This window comes from uncultured Sulfitobacter sp. (assembly GCF_947502895.1).
Lineage (GTDB): Bacteria > Pseudomonadota > Alphaproteobacteria > Rhodobacterales > Rhodobacteraceae > Sulfitobacter.
On record NZ_CANNBM010000001.1, the window covers coordinates 1,279,063 to 1,302,380 of the forward strand.

The window sequence follows — 23,318 nt, forward strand, 5'->3', positions numbered from 1 at the left end:
ATCAGCTGCCTACCTTGCTGGCCGCAAGAATTGCCATGTTGAGAATGTCATTGGTGGTAGAAGTCGATGAGGCAATTTGAATTGACTGATCAAGGCCTGTCAGAATGGGGCCGATCACAGTAGCACCTGCCATCTCCTGCATCAGCTTTACGGAAATGCTGGCTGAATGGCGCGCTGGCACGACCAGAATATTCGCAGGACCAGTGAGGCGCGAGAACGGATAGTTCTTCTGGCTTTCGATGTTCATCGCAACATCGACAGTCATCTCGCCCTCGTACTCAAAATCAACGCCACGCGCATCCAGTACATTTGGCGCGAGATGCATCTTTTCCGCCCGCTCCGACACGGGATAGCCAAAGGTTGAAAAACTGACAAACGCGACACGTGGCTCCAGCCCCAGATGCCGTGCAACGCGTGCGCCGCTCTCCGCAATGTTGGCCAGATCATTATCGTCAGGCCATTCATGCACCAGTGTATCGCCGATCAGAACGATACGTCCTTTGTGAAGAACAGCGGTAATCCCTGCGGCACCGCCTTTGGCGTTGGCATCAAAGACATGATTGATGCGTTCCAGAATATGAGCCGATTTGCGCGTCGCTCCCGTAACCAAACCATCGCCATGACCATGTGCCAACATAAGCGCCGCAAATACATGACGGTCCGTGGCGGCAAGGCGATGAATATCTTTGCCGTCAAAACCACGCCGCTGAAGACGTTTGTAGAGATAGGATTTATAAAGATCCAAATGCTGCGTATTGGCTGCATTGACGATTTCCAACTCGCGCGTTGCATCCTCCAGACCAGCGGCCACCAGTTTTGCCTTCACATCATCGGATCGGCCCACAACGAGCGCCTTACCCAGACCTTGACGCTGATACATGACAGCAGCACGCAGTACCTTGGGATCATCTCCTTCGGCAAAGATCATGCGTGCCTGATTGGCACGTGCGCGGGCGTTAATGCCGCGCATGATATTGGCGGTGGGATCAAGACGGGATTTCAGGCCCAGCTCGTAGGCGTCCATATCAATGATGGGGCGGCGGGCAGCGCCTGTATCCATACCAGCCTTGGCAACGGCTGGCGGAATGGTGTGGATCAAACGCGGGTCAAAGGGTGTTGGAATGATATAATCCCGCCCAAAGCTGAGGTTCTTTCCATACGCCAGCGCGACCTCATCTGGCACATCTTCACGTGCGAGGTTGGCGAGGGCATGGGCGCAAGCGATCTTCATCTCGTCATTAATTGCACGCGCATTGATATCCAGCGCACCACGAAAGAGGTAAGGAAAGCCAAGCACGTTGTTCACCTGATTGGGGTAATCGCTGCGGCCGGTCGCCACGATTGCATCCGCGCGCACGGCGTGCGCTTCCTCAGGTGTGATTTCAGGATCGGGGTTGGCCATCGCGAAAATTACGGGATAGTCCGCCATGCTCGCCACCATGTCGGGCGTAACCGCGCCTTTGACCGACACGCCCAAGAATACATCTGCGCCCTTCATCGCATCGGCAAGGCTGCGTGCCTCGGTGTTCGCGGCGTGGGCAGATTTCCACTGGTTCATGCCCTCGGTGCGGCCTTGATAAATCACACCCTTGGTATCGCACATGATGCAGTTGTTGTGCCGCGCGCCCATTGCTTTTAGCAGTTCGAGACAGGCGATGCCCGCCGCCCCTGCACCGTTCAAAACGATGCGGACATCCTCAATCTTTTTGCCCGAGATTTTTAGCGCATTAAGCAGGCCAGCCGCGCAAATCACGGCCGTTCCGTGCTGGTCATCGTGAAAGACAGGGATGTCCATCTCTTCCTTGAGGCGCTGTTCGATTATGAAACACTCGGGCGCTTTGATGTCCTCAAGGTTAATACCCCCGAACGTGGGGCCCATCAGCTTGACCGCATTGATGAATGCCTCAGTGTCCTCGGTGTCCAGTTCAATGTCGATACTATTCACATCAGCAAAGCGTTTGAACAAAACCGCTTTGCCCTCCATCACCGGTTTGGAGGCCAGCGCGCCCAAATTGCCGAGACCCAGCACAGCAGTACCATTGGAGATAACGGCGACGAGGTTGCCCTTGTTTGTATAATCATAGGCCAGCTGCGGATTAGCCGCGATCGCTTCGCACGGCACAGCTACACCAGGTGAATAAGCAAGCGACAAATCGCGCTGCGTGGTCATCGGAACTGTCGCGGTGATTTCAAACTTGCCTGGGGTTGGCTCAAGATGGAAGGCAAGAGCCTCTTCGGAAGTTACTTTGGTTTTTGTCACGGACTGGCACTTTCAACATTTGTTTGCACCGTCATAACGTCACCCAGCCGCCCGCACAATCATGCGACGAAACGAACCCAGTCATGATTGGCGACGAATGTATCATGCCGCTCGGGAAAATCAGCGGCAAGGCGGGTTAATGCCCATCGTATCACCTCGGGGCGCTCGCATCTGTTGGCGCACCAGATCATCCTCACAAGGGTCTGCCACCGCTTTGGATCTGCGTGATAAGCCTGATCAATGGCCACCAGTTCCGATTTCGGCTGGTCCAGCGCTTTGTGGCAATCCGCACGCAGCAGACACAGCGCACCATCGGTGAGAACCATATCGTTGTGATAGTCCAACAGGGCAATAGTCTGGGCAACCGCACCTGCCCGCAGGGTCCGCTTACCCAACAGGTTGAGGTTCTTGATACTGGAGACAGCAGGGACAGGCCCCAACACGGCTGCGATGAACGTCGATATCTGTGATACAGCAACTGTAGACAACGCCGTGGGTACGATCCCGTCTATTCCAAAATCAGGCTCTAATAAGGGGTTATCAGTACTAAAATCAGCGAAAAAGCTAAGGTAGCGGCATTGCGCTGCATGCGCCATGGGCCAAAAGTCAGCCCATCTGTGCTGGGCTGTTTGCAATGTTCCAAGCTCGATCACATACGCATCAGGTGCCGCAAACATCATGTTGGTGAACCCTGCGCCGTGCGGCGACACCATCATTTCGGCATGCGCCATCAACGCGATTTGATCCAACGGCTGCAAATCTTCGAAAACGGCGTACTTAAATCCCAAAGGCCGCAGATGCTCCATGAGCATGTCTTGCCCGTCTAGGGGCCGATTGCGGCTGTGGGTTTCACTGCGGCCAATGAAAACCCGCTTTGGAAGATGGCTGCAATCACGCCCCTCTATCGCCCGCAACGCCCGTTTGCGAAGGCTGAGCAACGCGGTCGTCACTGAATTCATCGCCAGAACAGGCTGGAAATCAACACTACCAACGGCGCTGTCTTTTGGAGCGAAACCTTTTAGGCCTTCAATAGAATCCTCTGGCATCTGGGCCATCGCGCCGACCAAGTCATAGGCTGACAAAACGAGATCATAGTGCTTGGGCGCGCGCTCAAAAAACACACGGCCTGTGTATTCGGGAAACAACGCCTCTACAAAAGCATCGGCAAAGCTACGGTGTTTGTCTGTCTGGTTCGGAAAGTGGAAATAGATGTTTCCCTGAAATCCCAGACTGTCCAGAACGCATAGCTGGCACAGAGACTCTGTCATGAAATGGAAGTAGTTGAAGGTATTGCGACACTCTACCGCGAAATCCAGATCCGACTCTATAAAGGTATTTTCTACAGCAAGGTCCCGGCCTGCATTTTCCTTTCGGCAAACTGCTAAAAAAGCATCAATAGTTTCGGTAGGCGGCCTGTTGGCCTGCTCGTTTTCCCAACGGTAAGCGTTAAAAAGTCGCGAAGCAGAAGCACCTGACAGCACCAGTCTTTCCCCGACCATGACGTGCGATTTGCGAAAGCTGGCATCTTCCAGAACCGCGGGCACTGTGTTGATCTCGACAGTACGAGTGAATTGCTTTTGCCGTTTTGTATGCGTGATGACCGATCTGATTTTTGCATTGATCTGGGCATGCGCACTGACGGCAAACCCGTCAATCAACGCACCCCCCACCTCGCGCCAGACAAACGAAGGCGGCTCAAGTAATTTGAGCCCCTTGTCCCGCCATGGATTGAGGAACAGCAGATCAGGATCAGATGAAAGATCAACCTTGTTACGCACTGTTTTGCGGTTCTCACAAATGGGGGCTTTTGTATGTTCTAACACAATGCATGTCGCCGTCCATACGGCCCGCCCCCTTCCCTCGGGGAGTGTGGTTTTGTAAGGACGAAGGATGCGGGGGAAATGTATATGAGCGCAGGCACAACCACACCAATGATGGCCCAATATCTGGAGATTAAATCCGGCTATCCGGATGCGCTGCTGTTCTACCGCATGGGCGATTTCTATGAGATGTTCTTTGACGATGCCGTAGCCGCCGCAGAAGCGCTGGACATCGCGCTGACCAAACGCGGCAAACATGACGGTCAGGACATTCCCATGTGTGGAGTTCCGGTTCATGCAGCCGAAGGATATCTGTTGACCCTGATCCGCAAGGGATTTCGCGTGGCTGTGGGCGAACAGATGGAAAGCCCCGCCGAGGCAAAGAAACGTGGCAATAAGTCCATCGTAAAACGCGACGTCGTGCGGCTGGTCACACCCGGCACCCTGACCGAGGAGTCTCTACTTGAAGCGCGGCGACACAATTATCTGGCTGCCTTTGCCGACGTACGCGACACCCACGCGTTGGCGTGGGTCGATATCTCGACCGGTGCGTTTCATGTCATGACTGTACCGCTGGTCCGTCTAGGGCCGGAGTTAGCACGGCTCGCGCCATCAGAGTTGTTGGTTGCTGAAGGAAAAGAGTCTGTACACCGTTCGTTAGAGACTGAGTTCGGGCTGTCTCTAACCAATCTGGCCCGTGCAAGCTTTGACAGCACAGGCGGTGAAGCGAGGATGTGCAAATTATTCGGCGTTGCTTCGCTTGAGGCATTCGGGACGTTCAACCGCGCCGAAGTCTCAGCCATGGGCGCGCTGATCGAATATCTCGACCTGACACAAAAGGGTAACCTGCCCCTGTTGCGTAAACCAGTGCGTGAAACCGAAGCCCGTACCGTTCAGATTGATGCTGCAACACGGCGAAACCTCGAATTGACCCATGCACTAACCGGTGGGCGCGCAGGGTCGCTTTTGTCTGTGATGGACCGCACAATGACAGCAAGTGGTGCACGCCTGCTGGAACGGCGGATTTCTAGCCCATCACGCGTATTAGAGACTGTTCACGATCGGCTCGATGCGATTGATTTCGCAGCACAGAACACACGTATCGCGCAGGATATCCGTGAACGTCTACGCGCTGTCCCCGATCTTGAGCGGGCGTTGTCACGCCTTTCCCTTGATCGCGGTGGCCCTCGTGATCTGGCCTCGATCCGTAATGGCCTGTCTGAGGCGGCACAGCTGAACGATATGCTGGGAGATCATGATTTACCAACCCTGCTAAATACGTCGGTTGCTGCGCTGGCGGGACACGATGATCTGATTGCCTTGCTGGATGATGCACTAATAGCCGAACCACCACTGTTGTCGCGCGATGGCGGTTTCATTGCGCAAGGCTACCGCGAGGAATTGGACGAAGTGCGACAACTCCGCGACGAAGGGCGCAGTGTCGTTGCTGCAATGCAGGCACAGTTCGTCTCTGATACAGGCATTTCGTCTCTGAAAATCAAACACAACAATGTGCTGGGCTATTTCATCGAGACCACTGCAACCCACGCAGAAAAGATGCTGTCGCCGCCGCTGTCCGAGACATTTATCCACCGTCAGACTACCGCCAATCAGGTAAGGTTCACAACTGTGGAGCTGTCCGAGCTTGAAACAAAGATCCTGAATGCCGGCAATCATGCGGTAGAAATGGAGAAGCAGCTTTTTGCGTCTCTGCGTCAGGCGATATTGGACAATGCTGGCGAAATCGGAGCGACCTCGGCAGCTTTGGCCGAGATTGATCTGGCCACTGCCTTGGCCGATCTGGCCCAGTCCGAAAACTGGGTACGGCCCATTGTTGATACCTCTCGTGCCTTTGATATTCAGGGCGGACGACATCCCGTCGTCGAACGGGCGCTGGCACAACAGTCGGGCGCGCCATTTGTCGCTAATGATTGTAATCTGAGTGCGGATACCGATGCCGCGATCTGGCTGCTCACTGGTCCGAATATGGCAGGCAAGTCGACTTACCTTCGGCAGAATGCGTTGATGGCGCTAATTGCGCAGATGGGCAGCTATGTTCCTGCGCAGCACGCGCATATCGGGATGGTAAGTCAGCTGTTCAGCCGAGTTGGCGCATCCGACGATCTGGCCCGTGGCCGATCAACCTTTATGGTTGAAATGGTTGAGACAGCCGCGATCCTGAACCAAGCCGATGACCGCGCGCTGATTATTCTGGACGAAATCGGACGTGGTACAGCCACATATGACGGCCTGTCGATTGCGTGGGCCACGCTGGAACATCTGCATGACGTGAACCGGTCTCGTGCGCTGTTCGCCACCCACTACCACGAAATGACTGCACTCGCTGCAAAACTGGACGGGGTCGATAACGCCACTGTCACGGTAAAAGAATGGGAGGGCGACGTGATCTTTTTGCATGAGGTCAAGAAGGGCGCGGCGGACCGGTCTTATGGGGTGCAAGTTGCCCAACTCGCAGGGCTGCCTGCGGCCGTTATCGCCCGTGCCCGTATTGTGTTGGAGGCGTTGGAGAAGGGCGAACGCGAAGGTGGTGCAACACAGAAAACCCTGATCGATGATCTACCATTATTCTCAACCACACCAACACCACCACCGCCCGCCGTAAGAAATTCCGCCGTGGAAATGATGATGGGTGATATCTTGCCAGATGAGCTAACGCCGCGAGAGGCATTAGACCTCATCTATAAACTGAAAGAGGCGGCCAAAGAATGACCGCCTCTCGTAACGAATGATTGCTTGCGCTCAACCAGGTGTAGATGACACGCCGACCTGCGCTGGTCGCAATAACCGGTCATGCAGCATAAACCCTTCAGCTGCGACCTGAATAATGTCACCCGCACGGGTGTCTGGCACAGGTGCTTCAAACATCGCTTGATGCAACTTGGGATCAAAACGATCCCCTACTTGTGGCTCAATCGGCGTAATTCCATGCTTTTTGAAAACCGACAGCAGTTCGCGCATGGTAAGCTCAATACCTTCCAGAAGCGGACCAGAGATTGTCCGTTGCTCTTCGGTGGCTGCTTCCAACGCGCGTTTCATATTGTCGTAAACCGACAACATGTCACGGGCAAGTTTTGAGCCGCCGTAGTTCTCGGCCTCGCGGCGGTCCTTTTCAGACCGTTTGCGGGCGTTCTCGGCATCGGCCAGCGCACGCATAAAGCGGTCTTTGTACTGGTCCCGCTCCTGAATTACTTCTTCGAGGGCCAATTCGCCTTCATCAATCTCTTCCATCTCGCTTGCATAGGCTTCCGCCTCTGCCGCTTCGGGATCATCCAAAAAATCGTTCGGGTCTGCCATTTTCCACCTCTAACTCCGGTCGGAAATCAGCTTTCCAACCAGTTGTGCCGTGTAGTTCACAATCGGCACGATACGTCCATAGTTCAGGCGCGTCGGGCCGATTACGCCCACTGCACCAATAATCTTACGATCAGAGTTCATATATGGGGAAACCACCAAAGAGGAACCCGAAAGTGAGAAAAGTTTGTTCTCTGAACCAATAAAAATGCGCACACCATCGCCATCTTCGGCCAATTCGAGGAAATCGGCGATGTCACGCTTGCGCTCAAGGTCATCAAACAGGCTTCGGACCTTCTCCAAATCCTGCGCCTCACCGCTGTCAGTGAGAAGGTTTGCACGGCCGCGCACGATCAAACGCTCCGGATGCCCTTCCCCACTTTCCCAAATCACCAAACCGCTTTCCACCAGTTCAGCAGCCAAAGCGTCAATCTCTTGGCGGCGTCTACCCATCTCGGTTTTGATTGTGCGCGTTAGCTCGCTGAGCGTTTTACCCTCAACCAGAGAATTCAGAAAATTCGCGGCCTCGCGCATGGAGCTGGGGGTTTGCCCTGCGGGGGGCGCGAACAGGCGGTTTTCCACATGACCGTCCGAAAATACAAGTACGGCCAAAGCGCGATCATGTGACAGCGATACAAATTCGATATGTTTGATCGGCGCCTCGTGTTTCGGGGCCAGAACCAGCGATGCACCATGCGTAACGCCCGACAATGCTGTGCCCAAACGGTCAAGCATGCCCGAGACATCATCCGCGTTACGGCCCATCGTCGCATCAATCTGGGCGCGGTCGCCATCGTCGGGGTTACCGACCTCCAGCAGACCATCGACAAACATGCGAAGCCCCAGCTGGGTCGGAATACGACCTGCGCTTACGTGGGGGCTGTCCAGCAGACCGAGGTACTCAAGATCCTGCATCACATTACGAATGGTCGCGGCACTGACCTTCTCGCTGAAATCCCGTGTCAGCGTGCGAGATCCGACAGGATCACCGTTTGCCAGATACCCTTCGACCACACGGCGGAAAACCTCGCGTGAACGATCATTCATTTCCTGCAGTATGCCTGATGTGTCTGTCATACCGTCACATTAAGGGCGCGGGGGTTGCATCTGCAAGGGAGGGACAGGTATCGAGAGAGGAAATCAACCAAAAGGAATATCCCATGCGCCCATCTGGCCGGAAACTTGACGAAATGCGCCCTGTCTCGGTCGAGGTTGGCTTTACCAAGCACGCCGAAGGATCAGCATTGATCAAGATGGGCGATACCCATGTCTTGTGTACAGCCACCATAGAAGAGCGGGTGCCGCCATTTATCAAAGGCTCCGGCCTTGGCTGGGTCACAGCAGAATACGGAATGCTGCCCCGCGCAACCAACACACGGATGCGCCGTGAGGCGGCATCGGGCAAGCAAGGCGGGCGCACTGTTGAAATTCAGCGCCTGATCGGGCGCAGTTTGCGCGCAGGGGTCGACCGCGTTGCCTTGGGTGAGCGTCAGATTACCATTGACTGTGATGTGCTTCAGGCAGATGGCGGCACGCGCTGCGCCTCGATCACAGGCGGATGGATCGCGCTGCGTTTGGCGGTGAACAAATTGATGAAAGCTGGCGATGTGATCTCGGACCCGCTGGTTGATCCGGTTGCCGCGATAAGCTGTGGTATCTATGCAGGCCAGCCCGTTCTGGACCTTGATTACCCAGAAGATTCCGAAGCAGGCGTGGATGGTAATTTTATCATGACCGAAAGCGGCCAGATGATTGAAACCCAGATGAGCGCAGAAGGCTCTACCTATTCGCGGGCCCAAATGAACAAACTGTTGGACCTTGCCGAAAAGGGCATCGCAGAGCTGACAGCGATACAACGGGCCGCATGCGCATGAGCAGAAAGTTCGAGGGAGATCGCATTCTGATTGCTACGCACAACGCGGGCAAGCTCGAAGAAATGCAGGAGCTTTTTTCCCCTCTTGGCATCACGGTTGTGGGTGCCGCCGATATGGGACTGGAAGAACCAGAAGAGACCGAGAACACGTTTATCGGAAACGCGCGGATCAAGGCCCGTGCTGCGGTGAAGGCGACAGGCCTTCCCGCCCTTGCCGATGACAGCGGCATTCAAGTCGCCGCACTCGATAATGCGCCAGGTGTTTACACTGCGGACTGGGCCGAAACGCCAAACGGACGTGATTTCGTTATGGCGATGAAGAAAACGCACGACCTGCTGGAGAAAGCAAATGCTCCCCATCCCCGTGCCGCGCGGTTCTGTGCAACACTAGTTCTTGCATGGCCTGATGGACATGATGAAGTGGTTGAAGGGTACGTAGACGGCACATATGTCTGGCCGATGCGCGGCTCGATCGGACATGGCTATGATCCTATCTTCCAGCCGTTAGGCGAAACCCGCACGTTTGCAGAGATGAGCCACGATGAAAAGAACGCCATCAGTCACCGCGCAGACGCGTTCAAAAAACTGCTCGCACAGTGCTTTGACAGATAACCCGAACGAGGATTGGCGTCGGGGTGGTTTCGGCATCTATATCCATTGGCCCTATTGTGAGGCCAAGTGCCCCTATTGTGATTTCAACAGTCATGTCTCTCGCAACATTGACCAATCCGCTTGGAAAACAGCCTATCTGGCCGAACTGCACCGCTATGCTCAGGAAACTGCTGGCCGCACAGTGACATCCGTCTTTTTCGGAGGCGGCACCCCCAGCTTGATGGACCCTGAAACGGTCGCCGCGGTAATCTCTGAAATCAAGAAATTGTGGCCCACTGCCAATGATCTGGAAATTACGTTGGAAGCGAACCCAGGCTCGGTAGAAGCGGGACGGTTCGTGGCCTACCGTGATGGCGGGGTATCGCGAATTTCTATGGGTATTCAGGCCCTGAACGATCCCGACCTAAAAAGGCTTGGCCGCATCCACACAGTAGATGAAGCCCTATCCGCTTTCGATATAGCGCGCAGTACATTCGAGCGGGTGAGCTTTGATCTTATGTACGCGCGACAGAACCAGACACTTAAGGAATGGGAAGCAGAGCTGAAGCAGGCCCTAACCCTTTCGATAGATCATCTTTCGCTCTACCAATTAACGATCGAGGACGGCACCGCATTTGGCGATCGGTATGCAATGGGCAAATTACGCGGTCTTCCCGATGACGATCTTGGGGCGGATATGTTCGACCTGACTCAAGACATATGCGGTGCAAATGGCATGCCCGCCTATGAGGTATCAAACCACGCATCGGACAGCGCTCAGTCGCGGCACAATCTGATTTACTGGCGCTATGGAGACTACCTAGGCATCGGCCCCGGCGCGCACGGGCGACTGACGCGTAACGGGCAACGTCACGCCACAATATGCTATAGCAATCCCAAACGCTGGCTCGATGCCGCAGCGCTTGGCAATCCAGAACAGAGCCGCGAAGTTCTTGCGTCCTGCGATGAAGCGACCGAATTTCTGCTGATGGGATTGAGGTTACGCGAAGGTATTGATGTCGCGCGCTACCAAGACCTCGCCCAAGAACCACTTGATCCACGCACGCTCGAGCATCTGAATGAAATTGGAATGATCAGACAGACAAATGGTCGTTTAATCGTTACAAATCAGGGGTTTAAGGTGCTTAACTCAGTCACATCAGCCCTGCTGACATCTTAACTGTTACTCAACAATCTGCAGAGTTCATCCAGCTGATCAAGGTTTTTGTATTGAACGGTCAACTGGCCGCTTTCTTGGCCAGACTTGTGCGAAAGTGACACTTTCATCCCCAGATTGGCCGACAGATCACCTTCTAGTGCTTTTGTGTCTGCATCTTTTTCATCGCCTTTAGACTGGGTACCGCTTTTGCCAGTTGTATCACCCGCTTGCTCCCGTTTCACCAAGCTCTCGGTTGCACGAACTGACAAACCCCCTTTGATGACCTGCTGCGCTAGTTTCAATGGGTCCTGCGCAGGAATCAAAGCGCGCGCGTGACCTGCGCTGAGGCGACCATCACGCAACAAGTCCAGTATCGGCGCTGGCAGGTTTAGCAACCGCAACAAATTGGCGATGTGGCTACGGCTTTTGCCCAAAGCTTCTGCCATCTTTTCCTGAGTGTGACCGAATTTATCCATCAGCTGCTTATAGCCGGCAGCCTCTTCAGCGGCATTCAGATCAGCACGTTGAATGTTTTCGATGATCGCGACCTCAAGAACCTCAATATCGCTAAACTCCCGCACGATCACAGGCAGCTCATGCAGCTGAGCCATCTGTGCAGCGCGCCAACGCCGCTCGCCCGCTACAATCTCGAATTTCCCTCCATCGCGCGCCCGCACAATCAATGGCTGCAAGACGCCTTTTTCCTTGATCGAAGCAGCAAGATCATCGAGGTCATCTTTGACAAATTGCTTGCGAGGCTGATCCGGGTTTGGAGTTATCTTCTCTATCGCAACCATCTGATCCGCAGCAGATGGTCCTTTGGCCGCGACAGTCTCTGTCTCGCTCACATCTGCCATAAGGGCAGACAGCCCACGGCCGAGGCCCCGCTTGCGCTCTTGATTATTCGACATGCTGCACCTCTTTGGCTGCGGTTTCATTGTTTGATATTAGTTCAATCGCCAGTTCACGGTAGGCTTTTGCACCTTTGGACAAGGTATCATAGGCCAACACTGGCATTGCAAAGCTGGGAGCCTCACTTACCCTGACATTACGTGGGATCATCGTTCTGAATACAAGATCACCAAGATTATCCCGTGCATCCTGTTCAACCTGCTGCGAGAGATTATTCCGGCGGTCGTACATCGTCAGAACAACACCTTCGATCCTCAAGTCCTTGTTGCCCGATTGCCGGACTTCACGAATGGTCAGCATGAGCTGAGACAACCCTTCGAGCGCAAAGAACTCACTCTGCAATGGAACAAGGACCGAGTGTGCGCCAATCATAGCATTCACTGTCAATAGGTTCAGCGAGGGTGGGCAATCAATTAGGATATAGTCAAAACCGAACGTGTCCATCTGCGTCTGGCGCAACGCATCATGCAAAAGAAAGCTGCGTTTTTCATTGGATAAAAGCTCAAGATCGGCTGAACTTAGATCAACCGTTGCAGGGACAATAAAGAGGTTCTCAGTTTTGGTGGGCAAGATCACGTCATTAAGATCAACATCCTCCAGCAACAGCTCGTAGGTTGTAAATTCTCTATCATCAAGTTCGATACCAAGACCGGTAGATGCATTCCCCTGCGGATCAAGATCGATAACCAGAACCCGCTTTCCCTTTTCAGCCAAGGCGGCCGCAAGGTTAATTGTTGTGGTCGTTTTCCCAACACCGCCCTTTTGGTTTGCCACCGCAATGATTTTAGGACCAGGAGGCCGGGAAAGATCAGACACGCGAGAGCTCCTTTATTTTGAGGATAGTGGCGTCGGGATTTGTTGTACTTTTAATCAAATCGATCTCGTAAGACCAATTCTTCTGTGCTGCCTCGTGTTCTTTTCTCCAGTTCGCTCCCTTTGGAAACAGGGCTGTACCTACAGGTGCCAAATGCCGTTCTGCGTGAACCAACAAGCCGTCCAGATCGTCAAACGCCCTCGCGCTTAGAACTTCAGCGCCCATCGGTTCAATACTTTCCACTCGCTGGGCCAGTACTTTCACATTCAAGGATAGTTCACGCGCAACTGTTCTAAGAAACGCGCATTTTCTTTGGTCGCTATCAATCAGCGTAAATTCACGCTTGGGTGTATCGGCCTTAGCTAGAATTGCAGCGACGATGCCTGGGAACCCCCCGCCACTACCAATATCCAACCAACGGCCAACTCTTGGAGCTGACGAATATACCTGAATCGAATCGATTATGTGACGATCCCATATCTGGGCGACATCACCGCTAGACACCAAATTTATCTTCTTCGTCCACTTTTTGACAAGCGCCTCAAATGCTTTCAGATCATCCATTGTTTCACGTGAAACATTCGACAGGAAAACACTATCCACTATGCTGATTTCCTTGGATAGCCCTTGCGTATCATCGCAAGGATTAATGTGAGCGCTGCAGGTGTCATCCCGTCAATACGCGATGCTTGAGCGAGGTTCTCAGGACGACCCGCGATTAACTTTGATTTGAGCTCGTTCGACAAGCCTTCAATAACCGAATAGTCGAAATGTACTGGAATGAGTTCGCCTTCATCTTTCCGAAGCAACGCGACATCTTTCTCTTGACGCTTCACATAATTCGCATAAAGCGCATCTTTTGCTACCTGCGCTCCGATTTCGTCAGACACGTCGTTCAAGGCGGCATCCAAGAGCCGTAGGTGATCAAAATCAACATTTGTAAATGAAAGCAGCTGGAAACCCGTCCTGCGTTGCCCATCCTGATTGATCTCGATTCCGACATTCATCGCTTCTTTTGGTGTAAAGGTCTGAGAATCGAGTAAACTCCGGCACTTATCCAACTTCACCATCTTCTCGAGAAATACTTCCCGACGGTGCTCTGACACACATCCCAATTGGATGCCCAGGCCAGTCAGTCGCTGGTCCGCATTGTCAGCACGCAGTGAAAGTCGGAACTCAGCACGAGACGTAAACATTCGATAAGGTTCCGTCACACCCCGTGTTGTGAGATCATCAATCATCACACCAATATAGCTATTCGTCCTACTGAACAGTACAGGATCAGCCTCTTGGACAGCCAAGGCGGCATTCAATCCTGCAACCAGTCCTTGCGCAGCCGCCTCTTCATAGCCTGTAGTACCATTGATTTGTCCAGCGAGGTACAGCCCTGGAACTGCTTTGAGTTCAAGAGTTTGCTTTAAGGCACGCGGATCGACATAGTCGTATTCAATCGCATATCCTGGCTGCAGGATTTTTACGTCCTCTAACCCAGCAATTGAACGAACATAATCCGCCTGCACCGCTACGGGCAGTGATGTGGAGATACCGTTGGGATATATTGTGGGGTCATCGAGGCCTTCTGGTTCCAAGAATACCTGATGCGAAGCTTTATCAGCAAAGCGCACAACCTTATCTTCGATTGAAGGACAATAGCGGGGGCCCACCCCGTCAATATGGCCGCCATACATGGCTGAGCTTTCAAGGTTTTCTCGGATTATATCGTGGGTTTTTTCATTCGTGTGAGTGATACCACAAGATATTTGCCGTGATCGAGCAGCCCCCGACATAAATGAAAACAGCGTCGGATCATCATCACCGGCCTGCATTTCAAGACCGTCCCAATTGATCGTCCGACCATCAAGCCGCGGCGGCGTGCCTGTTTTTAGCCGGCCAAGAGCGAGGCCAAACCCATCAATCCGGTCCGCCAACAGAGTAGACGCCTTGTCGCCCATCCGGCCACCAGATCTTTGCACGTCACCAATGTGAATAACGCCACGAAGGAAGGTTCCCGTTGTGAGCACGACTGCGCCGGCTGTCATGCGTGATCCATCACCAAGCAGAACGCCAGCCACTCGCGGACCATCCATTATAAAATCAACAGCTTCACCTTGAATAATTTCAATATTCCGATGCGTTGAAATCTCGGAAAGCATCGTCTCTCGATAAATTTTCCGATCAGCTTGCGCACGGGGCCCTTGAACAGCAGGACCTTTTCGACGGTTCAGGAGACGAAATTGAATTCCCGCCGCATCGGCAACCCGCCCCATAACACCATCGAGTGCATCTATTTCACGAACCAAGTGCCCTTTTCCAAGCCCGCCAATGGCTGGGTTACATGACATTACACCAATCGTTTCCCGCGACATTGTTAGAAGAGCAGTCCTCGAACCCAATCTCGCAGCCGCGTGCGCAGCGTCCGTTCCTGCGTGCCCACCGCCAATCACTACAACATCAAAATGTTTCACGTGAAACAATCCTCACTTACCAAGACAAAAACTTGAGAATATTTCGTCTAGCAGATTCTCTGCATCAATGCGACCTACCAAAGTCTCCAGTGCATAAATACCCATGCGTAGTTCTGCCGCAGCGATTTCATATTCATCTGGACCGCGGTTCAAAAGCTCCTTCACCGATATCAGATTCCTCAGCGACACATCCATCGCTCTTGCGTGCCTTTCATGGGTAGCAAGGCCAGCACCGGACGCCAGCGTCGAAAGCCGTTCTTCTATCTGATCCATAAGACTATCGACACCTTGCCCTGTTTTACCAGAAACGCTCGGAATATCGGAAGACCCCACGTCACCTTTTGCACGAAGTACGACATCACCTTCTTCTAGCTGCATCGGAAGAGCGTCGCCTTCCTCCATCAAGAACACGCGCATGTCGGCGTCTGCTGCACGTCGTAGTGCAAGGTTTACGCCCATTGTCTCAACGACATCATCAGTTTCCCGAATACCAGCCGTATCAAGCAAAGTGACCGGTAATCCACCAAGATCCATGCGTACCTCAATCACGTCCCGGGTTGTGCCAGCTATGTTAGACGTAATCGCAGCTTCTCGGCCTGCAACGCGGTTCAGAAGCGTGGATTTACCGACATTAGGTGCGCCAATGATAGCAACCTCAAAACCACTTCGAATCCTCTCAGCCGCATTCGTTCCCTTAATCTCATAAACAAGCGCTGCCTCAACTCCTGACAATAGGCTACGAACCTCATCAGTCACGTCAACTGGGACATCTTCATCAGCGAAATCAATTGTAGCTTCCAACAGAGCAGCTGCCCGGATCAGCGCCCGACGCCATTCTTCAATTTTTGATCCTAACGCACCAGTTAGTACCCTCAAAGCCTGCTTTCTTTGTGCTTCTGTCTCAGCTTCGATGAGATCAGCTAGGCCTTCGACCTGCACCAGATCCAGACGACCATTTTCAAGTGCCCGTCGCGTAAACTCTCCAGGGTCGGCCAATCGCGCGCCCTCGAACTGTCCAAGAACTGACAAAACGCGCTTGATAATTGCAATACTGCCATGCAGCTGCAATTCAATGACATCCTCACCAGTAAAACTGTCAGGTCCGTCAAATCGAAGCACAAGAGCTTGATCGATAAAGCCGCCCTCGCGGTCCCTAACCATTCGCAAAGCAGATCCACGGGCCTCAGGCAATTTTCCAACCATCTGCTCACAGATCAAATGGGCCCCAGGGCCGGACACCCGCACAATGGACACTCCAGCGCGGCCCACTGCTGTTGCTTGGGCGAAAATAGTATCCATAGACCTAAGCCTTTGAATTTATGTGACGTTTTAGGTATTCATAGAGTCAAAGAAGTCTGAATTCGTCTTGGTCTGCTTCAACTTGGAAATCAGGAATTCAATCGCATCTGTTGTGCCCATCGGGTTAAGGATACGGCGCAGAACAAACGTTTTCTGAAGATCAATCTTATCAACCAACAAGTCTTCTTTACGCGTGCCTGACTTGAGGATGTCAATCGCCGGGAACACGCGCTTGTCTGCAATTTTGCGGTCCAGAACGATTTCGGAGTTACCCGTACCTTTGAATTCTTCAAAGATCACCTCGTCCATGCGGCTACCAGTATCAATCAGCGCTGTAGCGATGATCGTCAGCGATCCACCCTCTTCGATATTACGCGCCGCACCAAAGAACCGCTTTGGGCGTTGCAGTGCATTGGCATCCACACCACCAGTCAGAACTTTGCCTGACGATGGCACAACCGTGTTGAACGCACGACCCAGACGGGTCACGGAATCAAGCAGAATAACTACATCGCGCTTATGCTCGACCAGACGTTTTGCTTTCTCGATCACCATCTCGGACACTGCAACGTGGCGTGTGGCAGGTTCATCAAAGGTTGAGGAAACAACCTCACCCTTAACCGACCGCTGCATGTCTGTGACTTCCTCGGGACGCTCGTCAATCAGAAGAACGATTAGATAACACTCTGGATGATTCTTTTCGATCGAGTTGGCGATGTTTTGCATCAGAACCGTTTTACCTGTCCGCGGTGGCGCCGTGATCAAGCAGCGTTGGCCTTTGCCGATGGGAGTAACAAGATCGATAATCCGCGCCGAGCGGTCTTTGACGGTCGGGTCATCAATTTCCATTGTCAAACGCTCGTCTGGATAGAGCGGCGTAAGGTTTTCAAAAGCCACCTTATGGCGTGCTTTCTCGGGCGCTTCAAAGTTGATCTGCGTGACTTCGGTCAGGGCAAAGTACCGCTCGGCATCATCAGGCGCTTTGATCAAGCCTTCGATGCTGTCCCCTGTGCGCAGTGAATGCTGCCGGATCATTTCAGGCGAAACATAGATATCATCAGGTCCGGCAAGATAGTTCGCTTCGGGCGAACGAAGAAAACCGAACCCGTCTTGCAATACTTCCAAAACGCCATCGCCCGAAATTTCCCACCCTTCATCCGCGCGTTCACGCAGAATCTGAAACATCATCTCGCCTTTGCGCATCGTCGAGGCGTTTTCAATCTCCAGCTCTTCGGCCATCGCCAAAAGGCTTTTGGGTGACTTCGCCTTGAGGTCTGCGAGGTTGAGTGTTTCTTGTGTCATGGAAATATCCTTAGCCGCGCAATTCTGCGCTGGCGGGTCGGTCTGAATTGTCATCGGGTACTGCGATCCCCGAACGGGGTGCTTACGCTGCTTTACGCGCTGGCTGGCAGCCTGTCAATTAGACTGGTCAGGAACCTAACCTAGAACTTCACTGTGACGGAAAACACTATCAGGACCATCAGCAATGTCGGCACTTCGTTCATCATCCGGTACTGCCGTCCTGTCACAGTGTTTTCACCACGCTGGAATCCCTTCATTTGGCGCATCAGCCACATATGAAACACAGTCATCGCAATCACGCCTGCGCCTTTCAACCAAGGCCAGACATCGCCCCAATAGACAATTCCGGGGGTTGAGACCAACAGAAGGCCAAAGATCCACGTGGCCATCATCGCTGGGCTCATAATCACTTTGGCCAGCTTGTATTCCATCATTGCAAAGACCTCGTGCATCTCGCCGCTTAGCCCTGCACGTTCCGTGTGATGCACCATCAGGCGCGGTAGATAGAACAACGCGGCCATCCATGAGATAACAGCCATAATGTGAATGCCCTTAACCCATGGATAGGTTGCGATCAAAATATCGGACATGTCATGCTCCCTGTCTTCGCCTCTCTTTATAATAATAAAGAAGGAAAGAAAGATTGTTGTTTTACGTAGTGTCAGGATTTTCTGTGGATTAAATTGTTATCCCCTGCCATGAGAAAACCAAACAGTGATCTTCCATCGCTTGTGGGCAACCGGACAATAAGTACAAAAGATTATTAATATCAGATATTTAGGAATAGTGAGACAGATCTCTTCCTGTGGATAAACACGTGCAGGAAATGAGAATAGCCAGACTTGTCAGACCTGATAATTGTTCTTTTCCACGGGGGAGTAAAAATGGCCAAACTTCCTGAGACTCCTCTGTCCGCGCCCTCTTGATCCCTAACTGTTTATTGTCGACAACTTGTCATTAATGAATTCTTAGGATTATGCGCGAGTTATCCCCATGAGTGTACACATCATCCTTGCGTCGGGATCCTCCATTCGAACCCAAATGCTCAGTCAGGCGGCGGTGCCGCATGCGGTGCAGGTTGCACGGGTGGACGAAGAAATGATCACCGCGTCGCTTGTCGCCGAAGGCGCGCCGCCACGTGATATTGCCGATGCGCTTGCGGAAATGAAAGCGGCAAAGGTGAGTGAGAAAAACCATGGCGCGCTTGTCATCGGCTGCGATCAGGTGTTGGAGCATCGCGGTACGCTGCTTGGCAAACCGCAGACCCCCGATCATGCGATTAAACAGCTCAAGTCTCTTCGTGGTGACCGACATACACTTTTGTCTGCGGCAGTCATCTACGAAGCCGGCAAGCCCTTGTGGCGGCATGTTGGTGTTGTTCGCCTACGGATGCGCGATGCAAGTGATGCCTATATCACAAGCTACGTGCAGCGAAATTGGGAGAGCATCCAGCACGCTGTAGGCGGCTACAAGCTGGAGGAAGAAGGTGTGCGCCTCTTCTCGCGTATTGAGGGCGATTACTTTAACGTCCTTGGTATGCCCTTGTTGGAAATCCTTAGTTACCTGACCTTGCGCGGAGACATAGACCAATGACAGAGCTTCCCCGTATTCCCTTGGCCGGTGTTATCGGCTCCCCGATAGCGCACTCGAAATCTCCGCAGTTGCACCGCCATTGGCTTAAGACTTATGGCATTGCAGGTCACTATATTCCGATGGATGTTTCTGCTGACGAGTTGGCGAATGTTCTGCGGACACTGCCCAAGATGGGGTTTGTGGGCGTGAACATTACCGTTCCACACAAGGAAAAAGTGATGGAGATCGCTGACCTTATTACAGATCGTGCAATCCTGATCGGCGCTGCCAACACACTGATATTCCGCAAAGATGGAAAAATTCATGCTGATAATACGGACGGTTATGGATTTCTTGAAAATATCAGGGCAGGTGCGCCCCATTGGAACCCCCGTTCAGGCCCTGCAGCAGTCTTTGGTGCGGGTGGGGCCGCCCGTGCTGTGATTTCTTCGTTGCTCGAAGCTGGGGTGCCAGAGATCTTATTGTCTAACAGAACGCGTGTCCGCGCGGACAAATTGCATCAGGATTTTGGTAGCCGTGTGCGGGTATTCGACTGGGTACAAGCGGGTAACATGGTGGATGATGCATCGCTGGTGGTAAACACCACGTCGCTGGGTATGATCGGCAAGCCAGAATTAAGGGTGCCACTGGACGGGTTGCGACCCCACACTGTGGTCACGGATCTTGTTTATGCGCCGCTTAAAACGAGAATGCTTGCCACCGCCGAGGAATATGGCTGCGTAACGGTTGATGGTTTGGGCATGTTATTGCATCAAGCTGTTCCTGCTTTCGAGCGTTGGTTCGGCCGCCGTCCCGAGGTTGACCGCGCCACACGTGCTGCGGCACTTCGCTGATGTTTGTGCTTGGCCTCACAGGCTCCATCGGGATGGGTAAATCAACCACAGCCCAGATGTTTGCCGATCAGGGTTGTGCTGTTTGGGATGCTGATGCCGCTGTGCACCGGCTTTATGCAACAGGCGGCGCTGCGGTGCCTGCATTCGAAGATAGCTTTTCCGAAGCTGTGATAGATGGTGAAATATCGCGCGCCATGTTGAAAGAGATTATTGGCCGTGACGCTACCGCGTTAAAGCGGATTGAGGCGATCGTGCATCCGTTGGTGGGGCAAGACCGTGCTGATTTTCTAGCAAAAGCCGATACAGACATTGTGGTTCTGGATATTCCTTTGTTGTTCGAGACAGGTGGCGATGCGCGGGTTGATGCAACCGCGTGTGTCTTTACCGATGATGCGACCCAAGAGGCACGTGTGCTGGCGCGCGGAACCATGACGCGCGAACAGTTCCTGGGCATCAAAGGTAAACAACTGCCCGCCAAAGAGAAATGCGCACGTGCAACCTATGTGATCGAGACAGACACGCTTGAACATGCCCGCGCCCAAGTGCAAAACATCGTTCAAATCATTCGGAGCCAGCACCATGCGTGAGATCGTTCTTGATACTGAAACCACGGGTTTTGATCCGCAATCGGGTGACCGTATTGTTGAAATTGGCGCAGTCGAACTGATTGGCCATGTCGCCACTGGAAAGACTTACCACCAATACATCAACCCTGAGCGCGAGATGCCGAATGAGGCGTTTCAGGTACACGGGCTGGGCGATGAATTTTTGCGCGACAAGCCGAAATTTGCGGCCGTGGGTCAGGCGTTTCTGGATTTTGTCGGCGACAGCAAAATGATCATTCACAATGCTGCCTTTGATATGAAGTTCCTGAATTTCGAGCTGGCAAAAATGGGATTGCAGCAGCTTCCATGGGATCAGGCGATTGATACGTTGGCCATTGCGCGCAAAAAGTTCCCCGGCTCGCCATCATCATTAGATGCACTGTGCCGCCGCTTCGGCATCGATAACTCGTCACGGACATTGCACGGCGCCTTGCTGGATAGTGAAATTCTGGCCGAAGTGTACCTTGAGCTGATTGGCGGTAAGCAGCCCGATTTCGGCCTATCAACCCGTGCTGCGCCAAAAGAAGGTGAAACCAACGCCGAGTGGACACCTCGCCCGCGCCCTAACCCTCTGCCTTCGCGCTTGTCCGAAAAAGAAAACGCCGCCCACGCCGAGTTTGTCAGCAAGTTGGGCGGCGATGCTTTGTGGCTAAAAGCCTGAGATTTTAGGCGTCTGCGGTAGGTGCAGGTGCCTCGGCCTGACGGCGCGCGATCTCGTTGCGGTAAAGCGATACGAAATCAATATTCTCAAGGTTGAGCGGTGGGAAACCACCATCGCGTGTAACGTCGCTGACGATGCGGCGCAGGAAGGGGAAGATCATGCGAGGGCACTCGATCAGCAAGAAGGGGTGCAGCTGCTCTTCCGGTACTTCCTGAATGTCGAAAATGCCGACATAGTCGATTTCAAGCACGAACAACGTAGTGTCACCGCCCTTTGCTTTGGATGTGACGTTCAGCTTGATGGAAGATTCATACTGGTTTTCAGTACTGCGCTTTTTTGCGTCAAGGTTAACCTGAACCTGAACATCGGGTTGTACGTCGCTTGGCGCACCTTTTTGTGCCATGATGTTTTCAAACGACATATCGCGAATGAACTGCCCCAGAACGCGGAGTTGTGGGGATGGGGGTGTAGTGGCTGCTTCTTCGGCCATAATAGGCTCTCCTCTTTGGAGGTTGGAATGTAATCGGTCCCGCTTATCAGGTCAGGGCAAAGCGCTCAACGCCTTAGTTTTTGGTCCAGCCCGAGGTGCCTTTCGGCGCGTCATCATCAGGCAATTCGGTAAATTCGCCATCAATGACATCAGTGCTGCTGCGCGGGGGATTGGGATCATACTGTGCGCCAGCACCTGGCGCGCCGAAGCTGTGTACCTTCACACGGGCACGGATGGATTTATAGACAGATTGACGGATCGCCGGTACCAGCAGGGCAAAACCCACTGCATCCGTAAAGAAACCTGGCGTCAGTAGAAGCGCGCCGGAAAACAGGATCATCGCGCCATGGACCAATGGCTCTGTTGGGTCATGTAATTCGCTGAACGAGCGTTGAAGCTGCCCTAACGCCATGCGTCCCTGACTACGTACCAGATAGGTACCTGCAATTGCGGTGAGCAGGACAATCAACAGGGTCGGCCAAAGCCCGATAAAACCGCCGATTTGGATGAATAATGCGATCTCGATCAGGGGGACCGCGATGAATGCGATTAAAAGCCACATGTAATTGCTTCCTTTCATTGGGCCCACAGTGGACTTGGAGCACCTTCAACCCTACATAAGAGGCCAACGCGTTAGTTTCTACGCCCAGTCTTCAAGAGGTCCATATGAATTCGCCGCTTATCCAGCTTTTGGTGCTTGCCGCAATCGCGGTTTTTTTGATCCTGCGGCTGAAAAATGTGCTCGGCACGCGGGAAGGCTTTGAAAAGCCGCCGTTGCCGACACCACCTGCCCAGCGCAGCGGCCCAGCCTTTGAAGTGATCGAAGGTGGTCCTGATCTCGATATCACCGATCACTTTGACGAAGGCACGGCACAAGCACGTGCGTTGGCCGAGATGAAGCGCATTGAACCGTCGTTTAATGTGACCGATTTTCTTGCAGGTGGCCGCGGTGCCTACGAGATGATTGTCATGGGCTACGAGACAGGCGAGCTGGACGAGATCAAATCGTTCCTGTCCGAAGACATCTACGAGAGCTTTGTAGACGGTGTTGCCGCCCGCGAAGATCAAGGCCTAACGATCGAGGCGAATTTCATCGGTGTGCGCGAAATGTCGCTAGAGAACGTGACGCTTGATCCCGACACCAAAGAGGCAGAGATGACATTGCGCTTTGTGGCGGAACTGACACAGGCCGTGCGCAACAGCGAAGGCGAGATTGTCGAAGGCAGCCTCACTGATGCTAAAAAGCAAAAAGATACGTGGGTATTCTCCCGCCACATGGGCTCGGATGATCCGAATTGGTTCTTGGTTTCTACAGACGGGTAAAATGCG

22 protein-coding genes are annotated in these 23,318 nt (G+C 53.1%); 9 read left to right on the forward strand and 13 right to left on the reverse strand.

Annotated features, from left to right (window positions below; genetic code table 11):
- Position 1 precedes the first annotated feature (1 nt).
- Together Q0903_RS06300 and Q0903_RS06305 are read right to left on the reverse strand one after the other, a co-directional pair.
- Positions 2 to 2,260, reverse strand: coding sequence for an NADP-dependent malic enzyme (locus Q0903_RS06300; RefSeq protein WP_299413834.1), 2,259 nt, complete (start codon positions 2,258 to 2,260; stop codon positions 2 to 4).
- 59 nt (positions 2,261 to 2,319) lie between these two features.
- Positions 2,320 to 4,083 (reverse strand): glycosyltransferase family 61 protein, encoded by a 1,764-nt coding sequence (locus Q0903_RS06305; protein ID WP_299413836.1) that lies wholly within the window; start codon positions 4,081 to 4,083, stop codon positions 2,320 to 2,322.
- 84 nt (positions 4,084 to 4,167) lie between these two features.
- Here Q0903_RS06305 and mutS point away from each other — a divergent pair, with 84 nt between their 5' ends.
- A complete protein-coding gene (gene mutS, locus Q0903_RS06310) occupies positions 4,168 to 6,810 on the forward strand; it encodes a DNA mismatch repair protein MutS (protein ID WP_299413839.1) in 2,643 nt (880 codons plus the stop codon).
- Positions 6,811 to 6,840: 30 nt separating this feature from the next.
- On the opposite strand, the gene Q0903_RS06315 is transcribed toward mutS, so the two are convergent.
- A complete protein-coding gene (locus Q0903_RS06315) occupies positions 6,841 to 7,395 on the reverse strand; it encodes a nucleotide exchange factor GrpE (protein WP_299026592.1) in 555 nt (184 codons plus the stop codon).
- Positions 7,396 to 7,404: 9 nt separating this feature from the next.
- Positions 7,405 to 8,469, reverse strand: a complete 1,065-nt coding sequence (hrcA, locus tag Q0903_RS06320) for a heat-inducible transcriptional repressor HrcA (RefSeq protein ID WP_299026593.1) — start codon at positions 8,467 to 8,469, stop codon at positions 7,405 to 7,407.
- An 83-nt stretch (positions 8,470 to 8,552) separates the two neighbouring features.
- Between hrcA and rph the strand changes: the two genes are divergently transcribed.
- Genes rph through hemW form a run of 3 tightly spaced genes read left to right on the forward strand, consistent with a single transcriptional unit; the run spans position 8,553 to position 11,036 of the window.
- Entirely contained in the window at positions 8,553 to 9,266 is a 714-nt protein-coding gene (gene rph, locus Q0903_RS06325; RefSeq protein WP_299413842.1) for a ribonuclease PH, read from the forward strand.
- Positions 9,263 to 9,877 carry an RdgB/HAM1 family non-canonical purine NTP pyrophosphatase gene (gene rdgB / locus Q0903_RS06330; RefSeq protein ID WP_299413844.1) on the forward strand — a complete coding sequence of 205 codons (615 nt, stop codon included), beginning with the start codon at positions 9,263 to 9,265 and terminating at the stop codon, positions 9,875 to 9,877. The genes rph and rdgB overlap by 4 nt, the downstream gene beginning before the upstream one ends.
- A complete protein-coding gene (gene hemW / locus Q0903_RS06335; RefSeq protein WP_299413847.1) occupies positions 9,867 to 11,036 on the forward strand; it encodes a radical SAM family heme chaperone HemW in 1,170 nt (389 codons plus the stop codon). Before rdgB ends, hemW begins: the two co-directional genes overlap by 11 nt.
- Here the strand turns inward: hemW and Q0903_RS06340 are convergent.
- From Q0903_RS06340 to Q0903_RS06370, 7 genes are all read right to left on the reverse strand, one after another.
- On the reverse strand, positions 11,033 to 11,926 hold the full coding sequence (locus Q0903_RS06340) for a ParB/RepB/Spo0J family partition protein (protein WP_299413850.1): 894 nt from the start codon (positions 11,924 to 11,926) through the stop codon (positions 11,033 to 11,035). The two genes, hemW and Q0903_RS06340, sit on opposite strands and share 4 nt — an antisense overlap.
- Positions 11,916 to 12,743 carry an AAA family ATPase gene (locus Q0903_RS06345; RefSeq protein WP_299026606.1) on the reverse strand — a complete coding sequence of 276 codons (828 nt, stop codon included), beginning with the start codon at positions 12,741 to 12,743 and terminating at the stop codon, positions 11,916 to 11,918. The genes Q0903_RS06340 and Q0903_RS06345 overlap by 11 nt, the downstream gene beginning before the upstream one ends.
- Positions 12,736 to 13,305, reverse strand: a complete 570-nt coding sequence (rsmG, locus tag Q0903_RS06350) for a 16S rRNA (guanine(527)-N(7))-methyltransferase RsmG (RefSeq protein WP_299414492.1) — start codon at positions 13,303 to 13,305, stop codon at positions 12,736 to 12,738. The genes Q0903_RS06345 and rsmG overlap by 8 nt, the downstream gene beginning before the upstream one ends.
- A 38-nt stretch (positions 13,306 to 13,343) precedes the next feature.
- On the reverse strand, positions 13,344 to 15,206 hold the full coding sequence (gene mnmG / locus Q0903_RS06355; protein ID WP_299413854.1) for a tRNA uridine-5-carboxymethylaminomethyl(34) synthesis enzyme MnmG: 1,863 nt from the start codon (positions 15,204 to 15,206) through the stop codon (positions 13,344 to 13,346).
- A gap of 12 nt (positions 15,207 to 15,218) precedes the next feature.
- Positions 15,219 to 16,505 carry a tRNA uridine-5-carboxymethylaminomethyl(34) synthesis GTPase MnmE gene (mnmE, locus tag Q0903_RS06360; protein WP_299413856.1) on the reverse strand — a complete coding sequence of 429 codons (1,287 nt, stop codon included), beginning with the start codon at positions 16,503 to 16,505 and terminating at the stop codon, positions 15,219 to 15,221.
- Between the two features lie 30 nt (positions 16,506 to 16,535).
- Positions 16,536 to 17,807 (reverse strand): transcription termination factor Rho, encoded by a 1,272-nt coding sequence (rho, locus tag Q0903_RS06365; protein WP_299026616.1) that lies wholly within the window; start codon positions 17,805 to 17,807, stop codon positions 16,536 to 16,538.
- Positions 17,808 to 17,947: 140 nt separating this feature from the next.
- Entirely contained in the window at positions 17,948 to 18,397 is a 450-nt protein-coding gene (locus Q0903_RS06370) for a CopD family protein (RefSeq protein ID WP_299413859.1), read from the reverse strand.
- Positions 18,398 to 18,800: 403 nt separating this feature from the next.
- Between Q0903_RS06370 and Q0903_RS06375 the strand changes: the two genes are divergently transcribed.
- Genes Q0903_RS06375 through dnaQ form a run of 4 tightly spaced genes read left to right on the forward strand, consistent with a single transcriptional unit; the run spans position 18,801 to position 21,499 of the window.
- Positions 18,801 to 19,400: a nucleoside triphosphate pyrophosphatase gene (locus Q0903_RS06375; RefSeq protein WP_299413861.1), complete on the forward strand. Its 600-nt coding sequence runs from the start codon at positions 18,801 to 18,803 to the stop codon at positions 19,398 to 19,400.
- On the forward strand, positions 19,397 to 20,233 hold the full coding sequence (locus Q0903_RS06380) for a shikimate dehydrogenase (protein WP_299026627.1): 837 nt from the start codon (positions 19,397 to 19,399) through the stop codon (positions 20,231 to 20,233). Before Q0903_RS06375 ends, Q0903_RS06380 begins: the two co-directional genes overlap by 4 nt.
- Entirely contained in the window at positions 20,233 to 20,820 is a 588-nt protein-coding gene (gene coaE, locus Q0903_RS06385) for a dephospho-CoA kinase (protein ID WP_299413864.1), read from the forward strand. The genes Q0903_RS06380 and coaE overlap by 1 nt, the downstream gene beginning before the upstream one ends.
- The gene (gene dnaQ / locus Q0903_RS06390; protein WP_299413866.1) at positions 20,813 to 21,499 is read left to right on the forward strand and encodes a DNA polymerase III subunit epsilon; all 687 of its coding nucleotides are present in this window, start codon (positions 20,813 to 20,815) and stop codon (positions 21,497 to 21,499) included. Before coaE ends, dnaQ begins: the two co-directional genes overlap by 8 nt.
- Before the next feature lie 4 nt (positions 21,500 to 21,503).
- On the opposite strand, the gene secB is transcribed toward dnaQ, so the two are convergent.
- Positions 21,504 to 21,989: a protein-export chaperone SecB gene (gene secB, locus Q0903_RS06395; protein ID WP_299026636.1), complete on the reverse strand. Its 486-nt coding sequence runs from the start codon at positions 21,987 to 21,989 to the stop codon at positions 21,504 to 21,506.
- A gap of 73 nt (positions 21,990 to 22,062) precedes the next feature.
- Positions 22,063 to 22,551 (reverse strand): FxsA family protein, encoded by a 489-nt coding sequence (locus Q0903_RS06400; protein ID WP_299413869.1) that lies wholly within the window; start codon positions 22,549 to 22,551, stop codon positions 22,063 to 22,065.
- Between the two features lie 104 nt (positions 22,552 to 22,655).
- On the opposite strand from Q0903_RS06400, the gene Q0903_RS06405 reads away from it, so the two are divergent.
- Positions 22,656 to 23,312 (forward strand): Tim44/TimA family putative adaptor protein, encoded by a 657-nt coding sequence (locus Q0903_RS06405; protein ID WP_299026642.1) that lies wholly within the window; start codon positions 22,656 to 22,658, stop codon positions 23,310 to 23,312.
- The last annotated feature ends 6 nt before the right edge of the window (positions 23,313 to 23,318 follow it).

What these genes read in the sequence shown, in the direction of transcription:
- Q0903_RS06375 (WP_299413861.1), top strand. Translation starts at nt 18,801, where the DNA reads ATGAGTGTACACATCATCCTTGCGTCGGGATCCTCCATTCGAACCCAA.
- rph (WP_299413842.1), top strand. Translation starts at nt 8,553, where the DNA reads ATGCGCCCATCTGGCCGGAAACTTGACGAAATGCGCCCTGTCTCGGTC.
- mutS (WP_299413839.1), top strand. Translation starts at nt 4,168, where the DNA reads ATGAGCGCAGGCACAACCACACCAATGATGGCCCAATATCTGGAGATT.
- hrcA (WP_299026593.1), bottom strand. Translation starts at nt 8,469, where the DNA reads ATGACAGACACATCAGGCATACTGCAGGAAATGAATGATCGTTCACGC.
- Q0903_RS06400 (WP_299413869.1), bottom strand. Translation starts at nt 22,551, where the DNA reads ATGTGGCTTTTAATCGCATTCATCGCGGTCCCCCTGATCGAGATCGCA.
- Q0903_RS06315 (WP_299026592.1), bottom strand. Translation starts at nt 7,395, where the DNA reads ATGGCAGACCCGAACGATTTTTTGGATGATCCCGAAGCGGCAGAGGCG.
- Q0903_RS06340 (WP_299413850.1), bottom strand. Translation starts at nt 11,926, where the DNA reads ATGTCGAATAATCAAGAGCGCAAGCGGGGCCTCGGCCGTGGGCTGTCT.
- rsmG (WP_299414492.1), bottom strand. Translation starts at nt 13,305, where the DNA reads ATGGATGATCTGAAAGCATTTGAGGCGCTTGTCAAAAAGTGGACGAAG.
- dnaQ (WP_299413866.1), top strand. Translation starts at nt 20,813, where the DNA reads ATGCGTGAGATCGTTCTTGATACTGAAACCACGGGTTTTGATCCGCAA.
- secB (WP_299026636.1), bottom strand. Translation starts at nt 21,989, where the DNA reads ATGGCCGAAGAAGCAGCCACTACACCCCCATCCCCACAACTCCGCGTT.
- Q0903_RS06405 (WP_299026642.1), top strand. Translation starts at nt 22,656, where the DNA reads ATGAATTCGCCGCTTATCCAGCTTTTGGTGCTTGCCGCAATCGCGGTT.
- Q0903_RS06370 (WP_299413859.1), bottom strand. Translation starts at nt 18,397, where the DNA reads ATGTCCGATATTTTGATCGCAACCTATCCATGGGTTAAGGGCATTCAC.
- rho (WP_299026616.1), bottom strand. Translation starts at nt 17,807, where the DNA reads ATGACACAAGAAACACTCAACCTCGCAGACCTCAAGGCGAAGTCACCC.
- coaE (WP_299413864.1), top strand. Translation starts at nt 20,233, where the DNA reads ATGTTTGTGCTTGGCCTCACAGGCTCCATCGGGATGGGTAAATCAACC.
- Q0903_RS06380 (WP_299026627.1), top strand. Translation starts at nt 19,397, where the DNA reads ATGACAGAGCTTCCCCGTATTCCCTTGGCCGGTGTTATCGGCTCCCCG.
- mnmE (WP_299413856.1), bottom strand. Translation starts at nt 16,505, where the DNA reads ATGGATACTATTTTCGCCCAAGCAACAGCAGTGGGCCGCGCTGGAGTG.
- rdgB (WP_299413844.1), top strand. Translation starts at nt 9,263, where the DNA reads ATGAGCAGAAAGTTCGAGGGAGATCGCATTCTGATTGCTACGCACAAC.